Genomic DNA, 18,920 nt, shown 5'->3' on the forward strand with positions numbered 1-18,920 from the left:
GCGAATTAGAGCGTAGAAATCCAGTTGCGCAGCAGCTGCAGTCCGGCTTCACCGGACTTCTCAGGATGGAACTGGGTTGCCGTGAGCGGGCCGTTCTCGACCGCGGCGATGAAGCGCTCGCCAGCCTCGCTCCAGGTCACGAGGGGGCGGGTAGCCTCCGTGCGACCTTCGATGGTCCACTCCGTCGCAGCGTTACTGTGCACAAAGTAGAAGTATTCGTCTTCGATGCCTGCGAAAAGCTTCGAACCAGCGGGCGTCTCGACCTTGCTCCAGCCCATGTTGGGCAGGCGCGGCGCCTCGAGCTGGCGAACGGTACCTGGCCACTGGCCAAGACCCTCTGCGGTCACGCCGCGCTCAATGCCCTGATCGAACATGATCTGGTGGCCGACGCAGATGCCAAGCACTGGACGGCCGCCGGCAAGGCGACGGTCAATGAGTTCATCACCACGCACCGCAAGCAGCTGCTTCATGACGGCATCGTACGCACCAACGCCGGGGACGAAGAGGCCGTCGGCCGCGGCGACTGCCGCGGGATCCGCCGTCAATTCAACGTCAGCGCCGGCGTGCTCAAGCGCGGTAATGGCCGAGTGGACATTGCCCGAACCATAGGCCAGAACTACAACCTTGGGTCGTGCTTCGTTCACAGTGCACCCTTCGTCGACGGGATGATGCCGGCCATGACTGCGTCAGCCGACTTCGCCTGGCGGAATGCTCGCGCAAACGCCTTGAATTCTGCCTCGGCGATGTGGTGCGGATCGCGACCTTCGACGAGCTTAATGTGCGCGGTCAGGCGCGCGTTGAGGACGATTGCCTCAAAGAAGTGACGCACCATCGAACCGGTGAAGTGACCGCCGATGAGGTGGAACTCGAAGCCAGCAGGCTCACCCGAGTGCACGAGGTACGGGCGTCCCGAGATGTCGACGACCGCGTGCGCGAGCGACTCGTCAAGGGGGCAATACGCGTCGCCGTACCGAGTGATGCCGCGCTTATCGCCGAGCGCCTCAAGGATTGCCTGGCCGAGCAGAATGCCGGTGTCTTCGACGGTGTGATGCACGTCGATGTGCACGTCCCCCTCGGCACGAACCGTGAGGTCCGAAGCGGAGTGCTTGGCGAATGCCGTCAGCATATGGTCGAAGAACGGAACGCCGGTGGCGATATCAGCCTTACCGGTTCCGTCGAGATCGATGCTCAGCTTGATGGAGGATTCGCTTGTCACGCGCTCAAGTGCGGCAGTGCGCCCGGTTGCAGTCATGTGATGAGTCTATCCCGTTCACTCACGTGCTTTGGAGCTGGCCACCGATTCTGGACGGGATTCACGGGCACGCCTCGCAAACCACCAGATCAACAACGCACAGGCGACGAGCACAAGGAGCACCACCCAGTCGGGAACGGCGGCACCTGCGCGCAGTGCGCCGTTCTCAAGCACGGCCTGCTGGTCGACGCCGAGTACGCCAGACAGGGCCTCGGTGCCGTCGGTCACGATGAGCAGAATGCCGACAGCGATCGTAATGAGACCGCCGATGATGAAGGTCCAGGAGTTGCGCCACTTTCCGATCACGAGTTCGCGCGGGCGCACGATCCGCCGAATGATCGGCAGTCTGTCCCACAGCAGCGCAAGCAGGAGCATTGGCACCACCATGCCTACCGCATAGACAAACATGGTGAGCGCGCCAGTCAGCGCGCTTCCACCGAACGCGGAAAGCGCCAGGATCGCGCCGAAGATCGGTCCTGCGCAGCCACCAGCGAGACCGTAGACCGCGCCAAGTGAGAATACTGAGAGCGCAGATGCGCTCGAAGCGCCCTGAGTTTTCGTGAGGCCGGGGACGCGGATCCCGAACAGCATCACCACGCCAAAAACGATGACGATGACCGCGAACCAGGTGAGCAACGATCCGCGATGGAGGTTAATCCAGCCGCCGAGCGTGCCAGCGAGCGCGCCGATGGGCACGAGCGTGACCACAAGACCGGCAAGGAAGACACCCGTACGGCTCACCAGCCGGCCCGTGTTCGGGAAGGCGTACGCGAAGAACGCTGGCAACAGCATCACCGAGCACGGACTCAGAATTGCAAGCATGCCTCCAAGGAAGGCACCGAACAGGTTGATGGAACCCACGAAGCGTTACTGCACTTCTTCGAGTTTTGCGTCGATCGCGGCACGGAAGGTGTCGAGCGGCTGTGCACCGCTGAGCGGACTATCGCAGTCACTCAGTACGAAGAAGGGAACGCCAGAGACTCCGAGCGACTGGGACTCGGACGTCGATTTGCGTACTGCATCTTCGTGCACGCCTGACGCGACTGCCTGGTCGAACGCTGCGAGATCAGCGACGCCTGCCGCCTTCGCGAGCGCGGTGAGGTCAGCATCGCTAAGCGATGCGTTGTCCGTCTCACCCTGGTGCGCGTACACACCATCGAGGAACTCAAAGTACTTGCCTTGCTCGCCAGCCGCACGTGCAGCGCCAGCAATCTTCACCGACTCATCACCGCCCACAAGCGCAGCATCGTGGATCTCGATGCGCACCTTGCCGGTGTCAACGTATTCCTTAATGAGTTCGGGCATCGTTTCGCGGGTGTACTTGCCACACCACGGGCACCGGAAGTCTGTCCACTCGTGCATTACGACGGGCGCATCAACGTCACCGATCGCCATGAAATCGTTGGGGTCGCGGCGGTCCTGCACGGGGCAGCTCGACGCTTCTTCCTTTGTCTCAGCCACGGCGGTGTTTGCGCCGGCGTTGTTGGTCGCACCGGTATCGCCAGGCCACATCCAGCCGATCATGACGGCGGCAATGACGAAGAGAATGCCAACGACAATGCTGAACAGCCGCGTGCGGCGGTAACGAAACTCGAGCTCGGCACGCGACATCGCCGCGATCGGGGTTCCCATTACGCAGCCCCTCCAACCTCTGCCGTGATCTCACGGATTGCTTCGATCACCTGCGTGGTCTCGTCAGGGGTGCCTGCCGTAATACGGAGGTGGCCGTCGATACCGAGGTTACGGACGAGGATGCCGCGCGCGAAGAGCGCCTCGAACATCGCTGCCGGGTCGACGAAGCCACCGACGAGCACGAAGTTCGCGCCAGATTTGTGCACTCGGTAGCCCATCGCGGTGAGTTCGACCTCGAGCCGGTTGCGCTCGTCGCGGATCGCGTCGACCGTCGAGAGCATCGTCGATGCGTGACGCAGGGCGGTCGTGGCAGCCGCCTGAGTCAGCGCCGACAGGTGGTACGGAAGTCGCACGAGGCGGAGCGCGTCGATGACCGCGGGGTCCGCAGCGAGGTAGCCGAGGCGCACACCGGCGAAGGCGAAGGCCTTGCTCATGGTGCGTGAGACGAGCATGCGGTGACGGCCGGGAAGCAGTTCAACAGCGGTCGCGTTCTCGTCGTCAAACTCGTGGTACGCCTCGTCAACGATGAGGATGCCGTCGAACGCGTCATACGCGGCGAGAATCGTCTCGCGGGTGAGCGGCGTACCGGTCGGATTGTTCGGACCACAGATGATGGCAATGTCGGGGTTGTGCTCTGCGAGCGCAGCCGCGACGAACTCGGGGGTGAGCGAGTAGTCGGCGGGGCGCGTCACTGCGACCCAACCGGTGTCGGTGCCGTCAGCGAGCAGGGGGTACATGGAGTAGGTCGGAGTGAAGCTCAGAAGCGTACGGCCTGGACCACCGAAGGCCTGCAGCACCTGCTGTAGCACCTCGTTCGAGCCGTTTGCCGCCCAAACCTGTTCGAAGGTCAGGTCGTGACCGAGGTAGTTCGCGAGCTCGGTACGAAGCTCGGTCGCCTCGCGATCGGGGTAACGGTTCACGCCGCGCACTGCTTCAGCGAGCGAAGCAACGATGTCTGCGAGCACCTCCTCCGAAATCGGATGGGTGTTCTCGTTCACGTTCAGGCTCACGGGAACCGGGTCCTGGGGCGCACCGTAGGGTGCCTTGCCCACGAGGTTTGATCGGAGAGGGAGATCGCTCAATTTAGCCACGTCACTCAGTCTAGCGACGGCGCAGGAGCGCCCGCCCGGGTGTTACGAGAACTGAGTACTATTCACCAGCGCTGTAACGAAGCGGGATCGCGATCTCGTCACCGACCTGGATGTCGGCGGTGGGGAGCTGGTTCAGACGAGCGATCTCTGCGACAAGGTCGCGGGGGTCAGCGGTCGGGTCAACCTTTTCGGCAATCGACCAGAGTGAAGCACCGGGGGCAGCCACCACATAGGTGAACTCCTGCTCGCTATTTGCGAGCGTTGCCTGCGCACTCGGGGCCGACATCAGCGCGGCAACCGCAAGCGCGACCGCGAACAGCATGGTGCCGAGCACACCGAATACGACGCGACCGCGTCGCGTCAGGCGAATCTTCATCGAACCACGTGCGTTTGCGCGCTGCGCAACCACTGCGGCCGGAGCCAGACGCTGCATTGCGTCGAACTGCTCATTCATGAACGTCACTGCGGGAGTCATGGTGTTGGTAGTCACGAGCTCTTCCTCCAAAAATCGGGAGTTCAGGAGCGCCTCTTTTCGAATCTTCACGAAGCGCGTTCGAACATCTCTTTCGAATATATCTTCGAAGCTTCGATTTCACAACTCTCGTTTTCGACATCTTTCAAACGACACTCGAACACATGTTTGTCAGATATGTATTTGGGAGTTAGGGTTTCGAAACAACACCCCCACCCAAACACCGACCACTGACATTCCAAGATTTGCTCGCCAGAGCGCAGTGAATGCAAGGAAAAGGTGGTTACGAACGGAAGCACAATGGTCGACGGCACAGCACGCACGAAGCCCCTCACGGAGAAGCAGCGTGCCATCCTCGAGTTCATTTGCCGTTCGGTGGAGAGCCGCGGTTATCCGCCGAGCATGCGTGAGATTGGCGACGCTGTCGGTCTCTCCTCGCTTTCGAGTGTGACGCACCAGCTCAGCCGCCTCGAGGTCGCAGGCTACATTCGTCGCGACCCCAACCGTCCCCGCGCACTCGAGATCCTCATCGAGCTCGCTGAAACGCGAGGCGCAATTGGCGACGGCCAGCAGACCGAGGTCGCTGAGACGAGCTTTGTCCCCCTCGTGGGTCAGATTGCGGCGGGTGTCCCAATTACTGCCGACCAGCAGGTCGAAGAAGTCTTCCCCCTCCCCCGCCAGCTCGTGGGTGACGGCAACCTGTTCATGCTGAAGGTCGTGGGCGACTCCATGATTGATGCCGCGATCTGCGACGGCGACTTCGTTGTCGTCCGCCAGCAGCGCGAGGCAGAGAACGGCGATATGGTCGCGGCGATGCTCGACGGCGAAGCGACAGTGAAGGTCTTCCGCCGCCGTGACGGCCACACGTGGCTACTCCCCCGCAACAGCGCGTTCGAGCCAATCCTTGGCGATCACGCTGAGGTGCTCGGCAAGGTGGTTTCCGTTTTCCGTTCGGTCTGATCCGCCAAACACAAGCCCGCACGCCACAACAACAAAAAGCGCGACACTGCATCAGCAGCGTCGCGCTTTTTCGTTGCGATCTAGGCGAGCGGATCCCGCACGAGCAGACCAAGCTCGCGCAGCACCGTGAGCACCTGCTCGTGGCGGTTGAACGTATACAGGTGAATTGACGGTGCGCCACCAGCAATGAGTTCACGTGCGAGTTCGACCGTGTGCTCCACGCCCAGTTCGGGTGCGAAGCCGCCAGCATCCTGCATCGCCTGCTCAAGCGCTGCAGGCGCGGGCTGCCCAGCGAGCTCGGCAACCTTGCGCAGCTGGGCGCTCGTCGATACCGGCATCAACCCGGGCAAGACCGGCAACTTCAGCCCCTGCGCGCGGGCGTCGGCGACGAAGCTCAGGTATTCCTCCGCGTGGAAGAACAGCTGGGTGATGCCGAGCGACGCTCCAGACTCCTGCTTCGCGAGCAGCCATTCGATGTCGGCGTTGCGCCCACGCGACTGCGGATGCCCGTTCGGGTACACCGCAACCGCGGTACGACCGACGCTCGTGAACGCGGGCCGCGCAGCACGTGCCTCAGCAGCAAGCTCCACGAGGTCGCGCGCCGACAGCGAACCAGCGACCTCGGGTGACTCCTCCGTCATCCCACGCGGCGGATCCCCACGCAGCGCCAAGAAGTCATGAATGCCGGCATCCATGAGGTCGTGAATGATCTTCAGCAGCGAATCACGGTTCTCGCGAACCGTCGTGAGATGAGCCAGGGGCAGCACGTCCGTGTGGGTACGGAGGTACTTCAGCAAGTCAACAGACTCATCTCGGTGCGATCCGTTCGCACCGTACGTGACGGAGACGAAGTCCGGATTCGCTGCTGCGAGGTGCTGCACCGCATGCCCGAGCGCGAGCGCTGCCGCTCCCGTGCGCGCAGGGAAGACCTCGAACGAGAACCGCGTTTGGGTGGGCGCGGATCCCGTCAGCAGGGTCGTGTGATGCACGGTCATTGTGTGCCTCCCGACAGGTGGTCACTCGCCAGCTGCGTCCCGCGCACGCGGGCAGCAATCTTGGCGAATGCGACGTCACGGGCGTAATCAGGCGAACCGTGACGGGGCTTTTCATCGATGAGGTACGGCGAGAAGCCACAGTCATCGGTGGAACCGAGGAGTTCGGCAGGAATGAACCGGGCAGCGTTCACGAGCTGGTCGCGCACGTGCTCCGCGGTCTCCAGGCGCGGACTCGTCGGGTCGGTCACACCGAGCAGTACGCGCGGCTGCTCACGACCGGCGCCTGCGAGCGCGGTGAGTTCGCGACCGACGAGGCGCGCAACGCGACCCGGATCCTTCTCGCTCGCCGCTTGCATGAGGAAGTAGCCCGCCTCAATCTGGAACAGCTCGGGAATGAGTGCCGCGTAGTCGATGTCGGCGCTGTGCGCTGAATCGTTCGCATTTCCGGGGCAGGTGTGCACCCCCGTTGCCGCACGCTGTTCCGGCGTGAGACGGTCAAGCACGGCATTCATGAGTTCGATAAATCCGCCGAGCGCTGCGGGGCCGGCCCACGGCGCGCGGAGATCCTGGCGGAGCGCGAGGCGCCCCTCGGTGAAGTCGATCGACACCCGGCTCGCACCAGCGACAAAACAGCGCTGAATATCTTCGGCACAGCCAGCCACGATGTCCTCAATGAGTTCCGCACGAACCGAACTGCCCGCCTGCTCAGCCGGCACCATGAGGGAGAGCATCGACGGCGAGATCACGGCCTGCTTCAGGGGCAGGTCAGTGAGAGGGCGGATCGCCGACACGTCGTCTGCGGCCCACCCCTGGAATCGGAACGGCGGCGCCGAAATCGACGGCACCACGCGGTGGTGACCATCTGCAAACACGGCAAACACCGGACCCTCATCCAGATCGTCCGCGCCGAGCGGGTAGCTCGCAAAGCTCTGCCGACGCTGTTCGCCATCGCTCACGATGGGCGAGCCCGTCGCGATGAGCCGGTCGAGGGTGTCTCGGACTGCGGCGTCTTGGATCCGCGCAAATTCATCGCGCGCAAGCACACCGATCTCGAGATCGAGGACGGCAGCTTGGAGCGCCGCGGGGCGAGGCAACGAGCCCACCTGTTCGGTCGGGAGCGTCCCCGCCTCCCAGGGACGCCCGGCCGGGGCAGCGGTAACCACTGCCCCGGCCGGAATATCGGTGGTGCTCATTTTAGGCTCCGCGCACTGCCTTCGCAGCTGCGACGAGGTTGCTCAGGCTGGCAACGGTCTCATCGTAACCGCGGGTCTTCAGGCCACAGTCGGGGTTCACCCAGAGCTGCTTGCCGGGGATGTGCTCGGCAGCGATTCGGATGAGCTCGGTCTGCTCCTCGATGCTCGGCACGCGCGGCGAGTGGATGTCGTAGACACCGGGGCCGATGCCGCGGCTGTAGCCGTGGTCACCGAGCGGCACGACGACGTCCATGCGGCTGCGCGCGGCCTCGATCGAGGTGACGTCTGCGTCGAGACCGTCAACGGCGTCGATGATCTCACCGAACTCCGAGTAGCAGAGGTGCGTGTGGATCTGCACCTCGGGAGCCGCACCAGCGGTCGCCAGGCGGAACGAGCCCACCGACCAGTCAAGGTACGCAGCCTGGCGATCCGCGTCCAAAGGAAGCAGCTCGCGCAGTGCGGGCTCATCGACCTGGACAATCTTGATGCCGGCGGCAACGAGGTCGTCGATCTCGTCGCGCAGCGAGAGCGCAACCTGGTTCGCGGTGTCTGCGAGCGGCTGATCGTCACGCACGAACGACCACGCGAGGATCGTCACGGGACCCGTGAGCATGCCCTTCACGAAGTGATCGGTGAGCGACTGCGCGTAGCTGCTCCATGCGACGGTGATGGGTGCGGGACGTGACACGTCACCCCAGAGGATCGAGGGGCGGGTCGCGCGGGTGCCGTACGACTGTACCCAGCCGTTCTCAGTCACCGAGAAACCGTCGAGGTTCTCAGCGAAGTACTGGACCATGTCGTTGCGCTCAGCCTCGCCGTGCACGAGCACGTCCAGGCCAATCTCTTCCTGGAGCTTCACGACCGAGCCGATCTCAGCGCGCAGGAACTCGTCGTACGCAGCGCCATCGATCTCGCCGCGGTTGAACGATGCGCGTGCCTTGCGAATCTCGGTAGTCTGCGGGAACGAACCGATCGTGGTCGTTGCGAGCTCGGGGATGCCGAGTGCGAGCTGCGCCGCACGACGATCTTCTTCCGACGCGCGATCGCGGTCTGCTGCGGTGACTGCACCGGTACGGGCGCGAATCGCGTCAACACGAACACCAGGTGCCGAGGCGCGGTCAGCGAGCACGCGGTCGACCTCTGCAAGCTCAGCCTCGATTGCGGCTGCGCCATCGGTGAGCCCCTTCGCGAGCACAACGACCTGCTCGACCTTCTGGTCAGCGAATGCGAGCCACGACTTCAGGCGTGCATCGAGCTTCGACTCAGCGGCAACGTCGTGCGGGACGTGCTGGAGGTTGTTCGAGGTACCGATGACGGTGTTCACGCCAGCGCGCTGCACGGTCTCAGCCTTCTCGAATGCTGCGCGAAGATCGGTGCGCCAGATGTTGCGGCCGTCGACGACGCCGGCAACGAACTGCTTGCCCTCGAACGCCGATGCGAACGAGCCGTCAGCGAGTGCGGCGGTGGGAAGGGATCCGCGGACGAGGTCAGCGTGGACTGCCTCGACGGGGAGCTTGCCCAGTGCAACGAGCGCGTCAGCCGCGTTGCCGTAGGGGGTCGTGAGGAGGATGCTCGGACGGTTCGCCACTGCGCCAAGCTGCGCGTACGCCTGCTCGATGAGTGCGAGGGTTGCCGCGCGGTCGCCGGGAACCGAGTCGGAGACGAGTGCAGGCTCATCGAACTGCACCCAGGTCGCACCGGCTGCGGCGAGCGCCTCAAGCAGCTCAGCGTAGACAGCGACGACGTCAGCGAGGCGGCTGACCGGGTTGAAGCCTGCAGCCGCGTCATCTGCGGCCTTCGCGAGGAGGAGGTAAGTAACCGGGCCGACGAGGACAGGGCGGGTTTCGATGCCCTGCTCCTGTGCTTCGCGAACCTGCTCGACGAGTGCAGCGGGGTGCGCCGCAAACGCGGTGTGCTCTGAGATCTCGGGGACTGAGAAATGGTAGTTGGTGTCGAACCACTTGGTCATCTCGAGCGGCTGGTGCTCGGCGTTACCACGAGCGAGGGTGAAGTACACGTCGAGGTCGTTGCCCTCGATCGCGCCGAAGCGGGCAGGCACAGCACCCAGCGCGAGGGTCGCGTCGAGCACCTGATCGTAGAAGCTGAAGCTCTCGGGGACAGCGCCGCCGGTTGCGGGGAGACCGAGCTCGACCAGGCGTGCGCGGGTCGTTGCGCGGAGGGCCGCCGCGCGGGTGCGGAGCTCAGCCTGGTCGATGTCGCCCTTCCAGAACGACTCAACAGCGCGCTTGAGTTCGCGGTCGCGGCCGATGCGGGGGTAGCCGAGGATGGTGGCGGTGGGCAGTGCGTGTGCAGTCATGGTGACTTCCTTTAAGTAGAACTCAAGGATTGGACCGCCGCTGCATCGCGAGGCCCTCCCCGTGGAACGCTTACACGCTAACTTCGGGGTGTCACACGACGCACGAATATTTCGTTATATGAATAACGTGAACTTATGCAATAACCCCGCCTTATGAGTGACGGGGTTATTGCGGACTGCTTATGGGGTCGGCACTGGCCGAATACTCCCTACAGCGAGACTTCCTCAACCAGGTACGGCTCGAGCTTCGAGTACATCTCATCGCTGACGAGCGCGCGGACCTGCGTGCCAGTCTCGACATACTCCGTCTCAAGCACGCGGTTGCGCTCATGCATCTCAGCCACCAGATCACCACGGTCGTAGGGCACCACGACCATGACCTCGCGGTCAGAAACCGGGAGCGCGGCATACACGCGAGACTTGAGTTCCTCAAGCCCTTCACCGGTGCGCGCCGACACAAATACCGCATCGGGCACCAGACCGTGGAGCAGCATGCGCTGCGCATCGTCGAAGAGATCCGCCTTATTAAAGGCAACAATCTCCGTCACGTCCTGCGCGTCCACCTCTGCGATGACATCGCGCACGGTCTTCAGCTGCGCTTCGGGGTCAGGGTGCGAACCGTCGACGACGTGGAGAATCACGTCTGCGTCTGCAACCTCTTCAAACGTTGAGCGGAATGCCTCAACGAGCTGATGCGGCAGGTTTCGTACGAAGCCAACGGTATCGGTGTACGTGAACGTACGACCATCGGTGGTTTCCGATCCGCGCACCGCCGTATCCAGGGTCGCAAACAGCTGATTCTGCACGAGTTCCTGGGTCGAGGTCAGGCGGTTGACCAGGCTCGACTTGCCAGCGTTCGTGTAGCCAGCGATCGCGACCGACGGTACCTCGCCACGCTTGCGGTTCGCGCGCTTCGCCTCACGCGCTGGCGCGAAACCGGCGATCTGCTTACGCAGCTTGGCCATGCGGGTGCGAATCCGGCGGCGGTCAAGCTCAATCTTCGTCTCGCCGGGACCACGCGAGCCCATACCCGCGCCGCCAGCGCCACCGGCACCGACCTGACCGCCAGCCTGGCGCGACATCGATTCACCCCAGCCACGCAGGCGGGGCATGAGGTATTCGAGCTGCGCAAGCTCAACCTGCGCCTTGCCCTCACGGCTCTTTGCATGCTGGCTGAAAATGTCAAGAATCACCGTGGTGCGGTCAATGACCTTCACCTTGACGACGTCCTCGAGCGCACGGCGCTGGCTCGGTGCGAGTTCGGTGTCTGCGATAACGGTGTCGGCGCCGGTTGCGGCAACCAAGTCAGCCAGCTCGCGAGCCTTGCCCTTGCCGAGATACGTCGCGGGGTCAGGGTTCGGGCGGCGCTGCAGCAGTCCGTCAAGCACGTTTGCGCCGGCGGTCTCCGCGAGCGCGGCGAGCTCGCGGAGCGAGTTCTCCGCGTCCTCCGAGCTCTTTGACGAGTAAATGCCAATGAGAATGACATTCTCCAGGCGGAGCTGGCGGTACTCAACCTCGGTGACATCCTCAAGCTCAGTCGAGAGACCAGAGATACGCGTGAGCGCCGCACGGTCATCACGCTCCATGCGAATTGAGTCGTACACGTCATGCTCAGCATCGTGCGCATCATCGCCAAGCGCCTGAGCCTGGCCGCTGCCAAAACGGCGCAGCGGTTCCTCGCCAAGGTCGCGGGTCACATGGGCCTGCTCGCGATCTGCGCGGGCAAGCAGGCGCGCGAGCGGATCCGCCGCATCAAAACCGGTGTCGTCTGCGGCCGCATCGCTGCCGAACTCATCTTCGAACTCGTCAAACTCGGGCGCATCGAAATCGTTGTTCTTCGTCATCTGGCCTCCAGTCTACGCCGCGCGCGGGCGATCTGACAGCCCTGTTCACCGCAAGCGCACGCCTGTCCTGAGATACTTGAGGGGTGAATCAGCACTACTTCTCCGAAACCCCCGCCGGCGAGATGCGCCTGCGCGACATCGAGGTCGTCCTTGCGGGCGAGCCGCGCACCGTGTCAACGGCCGGTGGCGTCTTCAGCCCCGAGCACCTCGACCGCGGTACGGAGATCTTGCTCGATACCCTCATCGACGTTGAGGCCAACGGCGTCGGCGACGCTGGCCCGATTCTCGACATTGGGTGCGGTTGGGGTCCCATCGCACTCGATGCCGCACTTGAAAACCCTTCGATCCCCGTCTGGGCCGTCGATGTCAATGCGCGCTCGCGCGAGCTCACTGCCGCCAATGCAGCCCGACTCGGCCTCACCAACGTGCATGTGGCCGCGCCAGAAGAGGCACCTGCTGATCTGCAGTTTGCACAGATCCGTTCAAACCCGCCGATTCGCGTGGGCAAAGAAGTGCTGCACGAGATTCTGTCGACGTGGCTCCCCCGACTCATGCCAGGCGGATCGGCCTACCTTGTCGTCGCGAAGCACCTCGGCGCAGACTCACTGCAAAAGTGGATTGACGCTTCGTTCTCGGACCTGAGCGTTGAGCGCATCGCGCGAAGCAAGGGCTTCCACATCATTGAGGCACTGCGCGACTAGGTTCCTGTCTTCCTAGCCCTCAAACCCTCGAAAAGGGCCCCTTCTCTCGAAAACGCTCGTTTCTGACGCAAGAAACGATCCGCTTCGGGAGAAGGGGCCCTTTTCGCGCAGCGGGAAGGGTTGGCGGGGTTGGCGGGGTTGGCGAAGGCCTCGCGAGATCTCGCGAGCCACACACGCTTGACGTACTACGACTGTCGTAGTACGGTGAGTGCAATGAAGATAAGGAGGCGCGATGAACCAGCAGCTCATTAGTGCTGACGCGATCCGCGGATATGTCGATCTCATGGTGCTTTCACTGCTGCGCTCTGGACCGTCATATGCCTACGAGCTCGTGCAGCGAATCGGCGAAACGAGCGCTGGCAGCTACAGCATCAAGCAGACCACGCTCTACACGGCGGTGAAGCGGCTTGAACAGGCGGCGCTGGTGAGTTCGTATCCAGGCGAGTCCGCGACAGGCAAAGCGCGAACCTACTACAAAATCACGCCTGAGGGCGAAGCTCATCTCCGCGAAAAGGTCGCGGAGTGGCAACAGACCAAGACCGTCGTCGACCGATTCATCGAAGGAACCGCAGCATGAACACGATCATCGCCTACCTCGAAACCATGTTCGGCGCCTACCCGCAGACGCCCAAGCTTCTTGAGGCAAAAGCAGAGCTGCGCACCATGATGGAGGACGCCTACCAGGGCTTCATCGCGGCCGGCATGTCTGAGAACGAAGCCATCGGAGGCGTGATCTCCGAGTTCGGCAACATCGACGAGATCGCTCCGACGCTCGGCATCTCCGCCGAGATCCAGTCGAGCGCCGACGCGATGCCTGCCCCAGGTCCCCACGGCACCGACCAGTCCGCTGGCGCATCGGCTACATCCGGCGCACCGGCCGCCTATGCCGCACCGGCCACCCCTCCCGCATCGTCTGCGTCCCTCGCCGCGGCACGGGTGTCTCAGTCGCACCCTGCCGTCACCCTCGAAGAAGCACAGGCCTACTCGAACGCACGACGCCAGGTGAATGGCCGCCTCGCGAGCGCCGTTGCCCTGTTTGTCACCTCACCCGTGATCGTGATTCTGCTGCTTGCGTGGCACAACGCGTCCCCGCACACCGTCACGACAAGTACGGCACTGGCGGTCGGCCTCGTTGCGCAGTTCGTATTCATCGCCGTAGGGGTGTTCTTCATGATCGATGTGACGCGCACGATGGGCCCGCATCGGCGGATCCGCGAACTGCAGTTCACCCCCGACCATTCCGTAACGGTCTGGGTCGAGGCGGTTGCCGAGACTCATGAACAGCGCCGCGTACGCGCGCTACAGCTCGCAGTGATGTGCTGGGTGTTCGCCCCACTCCCACTGGTGCTGCTGGCACTGCTGACGCAGGAGCCCTCGCGCGGAGCCTGGCTACTGGCCGGCGTCGCGATCACCCTGATCATGGTCGCCATCGGCATTGCGACCCTCGTTTCGGCTTCTTGGGCTCGATCAGTGTCGCAGATTCTCAGCGCACACAGCCCGGTGGCGACTCACCTCGTGAGCACCGAGCAGGCAGACGGTGGAATCGTCGGTGTCATCGCGTCCTTCTACTGGCCGTTCGTTGTGATCGCATACCTGCTGTGGAGCTTCATCGGCGACGCGTGGAACATCTCTTGGCTGATCTTCCCGATTGCCGGACTTCTCTTCGGCGCAATCGCTGCCGGCATCGGATCGGTGACTGCCTACCGCAAGGCACGAAACCGTTAGGTTACGCCGCGCTACAGCGGTGCCGGCTCCCCCGGCGACAACCAGGTCACGTCGGCGTAGCGCTTGAACCAGCTCACCTGGCGGCGGGCGTAGCGCCGCGTAAGGAACTGCGTTTCAGCAATCGCTTCTTCCTGCGTTTTCTCCCCGCGAATCTGTGCGATCGCCTGCGCATACCCAATCGCACGGCTCGCGGTCGGCCCCTCTTCGAGGCCGTTTGGGAGCAGTGCCTCGACCTCAGCAATGAGACCGTCAGCCCACATCTGCTCGACGCGGCGATCAAGCCGTTCAACGAGCTCCGCACGCTCGCAGTGTACGCCGAGGATGCGCGTGGGCTGATACCAGTACACCGGCGCTGTCGGCAACGTCACCTGCGCGTCTCCGCCCATTTCGGCAACTTCGAGCGCACGGATTACTCGACGCGGATTCCGTGCGTCCACCGCCGCGGCCGTCTCGGGCGACAACGCTGCAAGCCTTGCGAGCAGGGGCGGGATTCCATCCCGTTCGCACTCGGCTTCAAGTCGGGCGCGGATCGCCTCATCTCGCGGCGGGAACTGGAAATCAAAGATGACGCTCGAAACGTAGAGGCCTGATCCGCCAATCAGAATCGCGTCGTTGCCGCGCGCGTGAATCGCTTCGATGAGTGCGCGCGCGGTCGGCTGGTACCAGGCAACGGTCGCTTCCTCACGCGGATCGAGCGCTTCGAAGAGGTGGTGCGGGATGCCCTGTCGTTCAGCTTCGGGCAGCTTTGCGGTGCCAATGTTCATTCCGCGATAGAACTGCATCGCGTCGACGTTGATGATCTCAGCGGCGACTCCGTGCTCAGCTTGGAGGCGGGTCGCAAGGTCGAGCGACAGCGCGGTTTTACCCGTGCCGGTTGCACCAACGACGGCCCACAGGTGGGGCTTGCGTTCAGGGGCAGCGGAGTCAGTCATCTCAGGCTCGTTCACATCGTTGGCGCGCCGACGCGGAGGGTCGGCAGACCGAGATTCACCGCAGCACCTGCCGCCGAAGCAGACGCACCAGGGGTCGCCGGCACGCCGCAGCTGTCAGCCTGCCGGCGGTCCCATGCGTCGCCGGCACGAGTGCGGCGGACCGCGTAGGTTTCGGTGTCGTCTGCGATGAGGAAGTACGGAGCGGCATCGCTCACACGCGCAGTGACCATGTCTCCGGGACGTGGCGTTTCTGCACCCTCAGGGACCGAGAAGTGCACGAGACGGTTGTCTGCTGAGCGACCGTGGAGGCGGTGCGTCGCCTCTCCTTTTCGGCTCGCGCCGGCAGAAACGAGAATCTCGACGGACGTGCCGATGAGTTTGCGGTTCTCTTCTTCTGCAACGCGATCTTGCAAAGCAATGAGTCGTTCGTAACGTGCCTGCACGATCTCTTTGGGAATCTGGTCTTCCATCTCGGCGGCAGGCGTACCTGGGCGAATCGAGTACTGGAAGGTGAACGCGTTTGAGAAGCGCGAAGCCTCGACGACGCGGAGCGTATCTTCGAAATCTTCCTCGGTTTCGCCGGGGAAGCCCACGATGAGGTCTGTCGTGATCGCCGCTCCGGGGATCTGTTCGCGTACCGAATCAAGAATTCCAAGGAACTTCTTCGAGCGGTATGAGCGTCGCATTGCTTTGAGCACGGTATCGGACCCCGACTGTAGCGGCATGTGCAGTTGCGGCATGACGTTATGGGTCTCCGCCATCGCGGCAATCACGTCTTCAGTGAACGCGGCCGGGTGCGGGCTTGTGAAGCGCACGCGCTCAAGGCCTTCGATCTCCCCCATGGATCGGAGCAGCTTGCTAAATGCCTGCCGGTCGCCGAACTCAACGCCGTAGGTGTTCACGTTCTGACCCAGGAGCGTGACCTCGATCGCGCCGTCGTCCACGAGCGCCTGCACCTCGGCAAGGATGTCGCCTGGACGGCGGTCCTTCTCTTTCCCGCGGAGCGAGGGAACGATGCAGAAGGTGCAGGTGTTGTTGCAGCCAACGGAAATCGATACCCAGCCGCTTGAGGCGGAGTCACGCTTCGTGGGGAGCGTCGATGGGAAACGTTCGAGGGATTCAAGAATCTCCACCTGCGCTTCTGCGTTGTGCCGAGCTCGCTCAAGCAGCTGCGGAAGCGAACCCACATTGTGGGTACCGAACACGACATCGACCCAGGGTGCGGTTTCGACGATGGCGCTCTGGTCTTTCTGCGCCAGGCAACCGCCGACGGCAATCTGCATGCCCTGACGGCCGAGTTTGGTGCGATTCAGTGTGCCCAGCTGACCATAGAGCTTGGTCGCCGCGTTCTCGCGGACGGCGCAGGTGTTAATCACCACGACGTCCGCGAGATTCGGGTCTTCTGCGGGAACGTATCCAGCTGCTTCGAGCGAGCCAGACATGCGCTCTGAATCGTGCACGTTCATCTGGCACCCGAGCGTTCGAACGGTGTAGCTTCGGGCGCTGCCGTCAGGGCGGAGCGCGGCCGGAGACAGCTCGATCGTTACGGGGTCAGAAACTGGTGCGGTCATAACTCACAATTCTACCGAGGAGTCTTACTGGAAGCGCACACCGCCCGAGCGTCCACTCCCACCACGGCGTTGGACACCGCCGTCGAGCGCGTCACGTACCGCACGACGAGCAGCTTCGCCGCCCCAACCGCGTCGCGCCAGGAAGCCGAGGAGGCGTCGCTCTGCAGTCGCACGATCAAGCGAACCCATCTTGCGGGCACGTTCAAACGCGGTCTCGCGTAGCAGCGCGTCTTCGTCTTCTTCATCAAGCTCATCAAGGACAAGTTCGATCGCCGAGTCTGGGAGCTTGCGGTCGCGAAGCTTCTGACGAATCTGGCTACGACTCGCGCCTTTGCCGTCCCGAAGCTTCGTACAGACCGCGCGCGCAAGGCCTTCATCATCGACGTACAGCGCTTCTACGGCACGAGCCACCGCGTCTTCAGCGTCGAACTCGAGATGCCCGAGGAGCACAAGTTCTCGTTGGAGCTCACCGCTCGAACGTGCCTTCTTCGCCATGAGGCGGACCACGTCTTCATCGATGTCGTTGAGTGGCGCTTCTGCAACGTCTTCGGTTTCGTCCTCAGCAACACGACGACTTGCAGCACGTTGACGTTTTGGGGCCGCAGGCTCAGGTGTAGCAGCCACAGATGCATTCGCCTCTGACCCTGGCATTGCATCTGCGTGAGGGGAAGACTTACGCTTCCGATGAGAGGCAAGCGACACCACGCCGTTGTCTGCGTCTTCCCGCTCAGCGGCTGGATGAGAACTTGCATCACCGCGCAGGCTAGCTGCCGATACGAGGCGCCCTGCCTGGAGCATGGAAGGCGCGTCAACCGCGTCTTCCACTGATGATTCTCCGAAAGCATCATCATCCTGTGCAGGGGTGGCCCAGCTGGAGCTGAAGCGCGCGCGGAGCTCGACTACCTCAGCAAAGTTTTCGCGGTCTGGCCGCGCCGGTGCCGGTTCCCCATCGGGAACCGGCAGAAACCGTACGACCATGGAACTTACGCGCTCTTCTTCGCAGCAGCGGGGGTCTTCGCAGCGGCTGCTGGCGCCTTTGTTGCGGCACCCTTCGTCGCGTCTGCTGCGGCCGGAGCGGCATCAACCGCCTTCGCCTCGGGTGCAGGCTCTTCCTTACGACCATTCACACCAAGCTTGGTGAGAATCTTCTCTTCGATCTCAAGCGCAACATCAGCGTGCTCAATAAGGAAGCGACGAGCATTCTCCATGCCCTGGCCAAGCTGATCACCCTCATAGGTGTACCAAGCGCCACTCTTCTTGATGAAGTTGTGCTCGACACCGTAGTCAATAAGCGAGCCCTCGCGCGAGATGCCGTGGCCGTAGAGAATGTCGAACTCTGCCTGCTTGAAGGGAGGAGCCATCTTGTTCTTGACGACCTTCACACGAGTACGGTTACCAACCGCGTCGGTGCCGTCCTTCAGCGTCTGGATACGGCGAATATCGAGGCGAACCGAGGCGTAGAACTTCAGCGCCTTACCGCCTGAGGTCGTCTCCGGACTGCCGAAGAAGACGCCGACCTTCTCACGAAGCTGGTTAATGAAGATTGCGGTGGTCTTCGTCGCATTGAGGCTGCCCGTGATCTTACGGAGCGCCTGCGACATAAGGCGGGCCTGAAGACCCACGTGACTGTCACCCATCTCGCCATCGATCTCGGCCTTCGGCACAAGTGCGGCAACAGAGTCAATGACAACGAGATCGACCGAGCCGGAGCGGATCAGCATGTCTGCGATCTCGAGCGCCTGCTCACCGGTGTCGGGCTGCGCGACCAGTAGCGCGTCAATGTCAACACCCAGCTTCTGTGCGTAGTCGGGATCGAGTGCGTGCTCAGCGTCGATGAAGGCGGCGATGCCTCCCTGCTTCTGAGCATTGGCAATTGCGTGCAGCGTGAGCGTTGTCTTACCCGACGACTCCGGGCCGTAGATCTCCACGATTCGGCCACGGGGAAGGCCGCCAATTCCGAGCGCGACGTCAAGCGCAACCGAACCGGTTGGGATGACTTCTACGGGAGGGCGCTCTTCGCTGCCCATGCGCATGATCGCGCCCTTACCAAATTGACGGTCAATCTGCGCGAGTGCAGATTCAAGTGCTTTTTCACGATCTTTGGGTGCGGCCATGTTCATGCTCCTGGTGTTCTCGGGCTGGACTCAGGTGAGTGCCAGCTGATTTGCTGCCTACCGACTATCGCTACCCCAGAGTGGGGCCGACAAGGCTTGAATGTCTTCACTTCAGAATCTA

General features: G+C 62.9%; 18 protein-coding genes. 4 read left to right on the forward strand and 14 right to left on the reverse strand.

Features of this window, described 5'->3' with window-relative positions:
- Positions 1 to 5 precede the first annotated feature (5 nt).
- From hisH to ICM05_RS06160, 6 genes are read right to left on the reverse strand one after another with little or no spacing between them, the layout of a single operon-like run.
- Entirely contained in the window at positions 6 to 644 is a 639-nt protein-coding gene (gene hisH / locus ICM05_RS06135) for an imidazole glycerol phosphate synthase subunit HisH (RefSeq protein ID WP_188023710.1), read from the reverse strand.
- A complete protein-coding gene (gene hisB / locus ICM05_RS06140) occupies positions 641 to 1,252 on the reverse strand; it encodes an imidazoleglycerol-phosphate dehydratase HisB (protein WP_188023711.1) in 612 nt (203 codons plus the stop codon). The genes hisH and hisB overlap by 4 nt, the downstream gene beginning before the upstream one ends.
- Before the next feature lie 18 nt (positions 1,253 to 1,270).
- On the reverse strand, positions 1,271 to 2,113 hold the full coding sequence (locus ICM05_RS06145) for a cytochrome c biogenesis CcdA family protein (RefSeq protein ID WP_215401752.1): 843 nt from the start codon (positions 2,111 to 2,113) through the stop codon (positions 1,271 to 1,273).
- Positions 2,114 to 2,119: 6 nt separating this feature from the next.
- Positions 2,120 to 2,884, reverse strand: a complete 765-nt coding sequence (locus ICM05_RS06150; protein ID WP_188023712.1) for a DsbA family protein — start codon at positions 2,882 to 2,884, stop codon at positions 2,120 to 2,122.
- Positions 2,884 to 3,975 (reverse strand): histidinol-phosphate transaminase, encoded by a 1,092-nt coding sequence (locus ICM05_RS06155; protein WP_188023713.1) that lies wholly within the window; start codon positions 3,973 to 3,975, stop codon positions 2,884 to 2,886. The genes ICM05_RS06150 and ICM05_RS06155 overlap by 1 nt, the downstream gene beginning before the upstream one ends.
- A gap of 58 nt (positions 3,976 to 4,033) precedes the next feature.
- Entirely contained in the window at positions 4,034 to 4,465 is a 432-nt protein-coding gene (locus ICM05_RS06160; protein WP_353055833.1) for a LysM peptidoglycan-binding domain-containing protein, read from the reverse strand.
- Positions 4,466 to 4,747: 282 nt separating this feature from the next.
- Here ICM05_RS06160 and lexA point away from each other — a divergent pair, with 282 nt between their 5' ends.
- Positions 4,748 to 5,407 (forward strand): transcriptional repressor LexA, encoded by a 660-nt coding sequence (lexA, locus tag ICM05_RS06165; RefSeq protein WP_188023714.1) that lies wholly within the window; start codon positions 4,748 to 4,750, stop codon positions 5,405 to 5,407.
- A gap of 80 nt (positions 5,408 to 5,487) precedes the next feature.
- Here the strand turns inward: lexA and ICM05_RS06170 are convergent, their stop codons facing one another.
- From ICM05_RS06170 to hflX, 4 genes are all read right to left on the reverse strand, one after another.
- On the reverse strand, positions 5,488 to 6,402 hold the full coding sequence (locus ICM05_RS06170) for a methylenetetrahydrofolate reductase (protein WP_188023715.1): 915 nt from the start codon (positions 6,400 to 6,402) through the stop codon (positions 5,488 to 5,490).
- Complete coding sequence (locus ICM05_RS06175; protein ID WP_188023716.1) at positions 6,399 to 7,595, reverse strand: hypothetical protein; 1,197 nt, start codon at positions 7,593 to 7,595, stop codon at positions 6,399 to 6,401. Before ICM05_RS06175 ends, ICM05_RS06170 begins: the two co-directional genes overlap by 4 nt.
- A gap of 1 nt (position 7,596) precedes the next feature.
- The gene (metE, locus tag ICM05_RS06180) at positions 7,597 to 9,912 is read right to left on the reverse strand and encodes a 5-methyltetrahydropteroyltriglutamate--homocysteine S-methyltransferase (protein ID WP_188023717.1); all 2,316 of its coding nucleotides are present in this window, start codon (positions 9,910 to 9,912) and stop codon (positions 7,597 to 7,599) included.
- Between the two features lie 209 nt (positions 9,913 to 10,121).
- Positions 10,122 to 11,756 carry a GTPase HflX gene (hflX, locus tag ICM05_RS06185; RefSeq protein ID WP_188023718.1) on the reverse strand — a complete coding sequence of 545 codons (1,635 nt, stop codon included), beginning with the start codon at positions 11,754 to 11,756 and terminating at the stop codon, positions 10,122 to 10,124.
- Positions 11,757 to 11,839: 83 nt separating this feature from the next.
- Here hflX and ICM05_RS06190 point away from each other — a divergent pair, with 83 nt between their 5' ends.
- The 3 genes from ICM05_RS06190 to ICM05_RS06200 all read left to right on the forward strand — a co-directional run bounded on the left by ICM05_RS06190 (position 11,840) and on the right by ICM05_RS06200 (position 14,182).
- Positions 11,840 to 12,457, forward strand: a complete 618-nt coding sequence (locus tag ICM05_RS06190) for a methyltransferase (RefSeq protein WP_188023719.1) — start codon at positions 11,840 to 11,842, stop codon at positions 12,455 to 12,457.
- Between the two features lie 232 nt (positions 12,458 to 12,689).
- The gene (locus tag ICM05_RS06195; protein WP_188023720.1) at positions 12,690 to 13,034 is read left to right on the forward strand and encodes a PadR family transcriptional regulator; all 345 of its coding nucleotides are present in this window, start codon (positions 12,690 to 12,692) and stop codon (positions 13,032 to 13,034) included.
- Positions 13,031 to 14,182, forward strand: coding sequence for a permease prefix domain 1-containing protein (locus ICM05_RS06200; RefSeq protein WP_188023721.1), 1,152 nt, complete (start codon positions 13,031 to 13,033; stop codon positions 14,180 to 14,182). The genes ICM05_RS06195 and ICM05_RS06200 overlap by 4 nt, the downstream gene beginning before the upstream one ends.
- 11 nt (positions 14,183 to 14,193) lie before the next feature.
- Here the strand turns inward: ICM05_RS06200 and miaA are convergent, their stop codons facing one another.
- The 4 genes from miaA to recA are packed head-to-tail and all read right to left on the reverse strand — an operon-like array spanning position 14,194 to position 18,799.
- Positions 14,194 to 15,114 (reverse strand): tRNA (adenosine(37)-N6)-dimethylallyltransferase MiaA, encoded by a 921-nt coding sequence (gene miaA / locus ICM05_RS06205; RefSeq protein WP_188023722.1) that lies wholly within the window; start codon positions 15,112 to 15,114, stop codon positions 14,194 to 14,196.
- A gap of 11 nt (positions 15,115 to 15,125) precedes the next feature.
- On the reverse strand, positions 15,126 to 16,685 hold the full coding sequence (gene miaB, locus ICM05_RS06210; protein ID WP_188023723.1) for a tRNA (N6-isopentenyl adenosine(37)-C2)-methylthiotransferase MiaB: 1,560 nt from the start codon (positions 16,683 to 16,685) through the stop codon (positions 15,126 to 15,128).
- Positions 16,686 to 16,709: 24 nt separating this feature from the next.
- Positions 16,710 to 17,663 carry a regulatory protein RecX gene (locus ICM05_RS06215; RefSeq protein ID WP_188023724.1) on the reverse strand — a complete coding sequence of 318 codons (954 nt, stop codon included), beginning with the start codon at positions 17,661 to 17,663 and terminating at the stop codon, positions 16,710 to 16,712.
- 5 nt (positions 17,664 to 17,668) lie between these two features.
- Entirely contained in the window at positions 17,669 to 18,799 is a 1,131-nt protein-coding gene (gene recA / locus ICM05_RS06220) for a recombinase RecA (protein ID WP_188023725.1), read from the reverse strand.
- Between the last annotated feature and the right edge of the window lie 121 nt (positions 18,800 to 18,920).

Origin of the sequence: Leucobacter sp. cx-42 (assembly GCF_014529985.1) — a bacterium.
GTDB lineage: Bacteria > Actinomycetota > Actinomycetes > Actinomycetales > Microbacteriaceae > Leucobacter.

Coding starts and splice junctions, on each gene's coding strand:
- hisB (WP_188023711.1), bottom strand. CDS start 1,252: ATGACTGCAACCGGGCGCACTGCCGCACTTGAGCGCGTGACAAGCGAA.
- ICM05_RS06150 (WP_188023712.1), bottom strand. CDS start 2,884: ATGGGAACCCCGATCGCGGCGATGTCGCGTGCCGAGCTCGAGTTTCGT.
- lexA (WP_188023714.1), top strand. CDS start 4,748: ATGGTCGACGGCACAGCACGCACGAAGCCCCTCACGGAGAAGCAGCGT.
- ICM05_RS06170 (WP_188023715.1), bottom strand. CDS start 6,402: ATGACCGTGCATCACACGACCCTGCTGACGGGATCCGCGCCCACCCAA.
- ICM05_RS06175 (WP_188023716.1), bottom strand. CDS start 7,595: ATGAGCACCACCGATATTCCGGCCGGGGCAGTGGTTACCGCTGCCCCG.
- metE (WP_188023717.1), bottom strand. CDS start 9,912: ATGACTGCACACGCACTGCCCACCGCCACCATCCTCGGCTACCCCCGC.
- hflX (WP_188023718.1), bottom strand. CDS start 11,756: ATGACGAAGAACAACGATTTCGATGCGCCCGAGTTTGACGAGTTCGAA.
- ICM05_RS06195 (WP_188023720.1), top strand. CDS start 12,690: ATGAACCAGCAGCTCATTAGTGCTGACGCGATCCGCGGATATGTCGAT.
- ICM05_RS06200 (WP_188023721.1), top strand. CDS start 13,031: ATGAACACGATCATCGCCTACCTCGAAACCATGTTCGGCGCCTACCCG.
- miaA (WP_188023722.1), bottom strand. CDS start 15,114: ATGACTGACTCCGCTGCCCCTGAACGCAAGCCCCACCTGTGGGCCGTC.
- miaB (WP_188023723.1), bottom strand. CDS start 16,685: ATGACCGCACCAGTTTCTGACCCCGTAACGATCGAGCTGTCTCCGGCC.
- ICM05_RS06215 (WP_188023724.1), bottom strand. CDS start 17,663: ATGGTCGTACGGTTTCTGCCGGTTCCCGATGGGGAACCGGCACCGGCG.
- recA (WP_188023725.1), bottom strand. CDS start 18,799: ATGGCCGCACCCAAAGATCGTGAAAAAGCACTTGAATCTGCACTCGCG.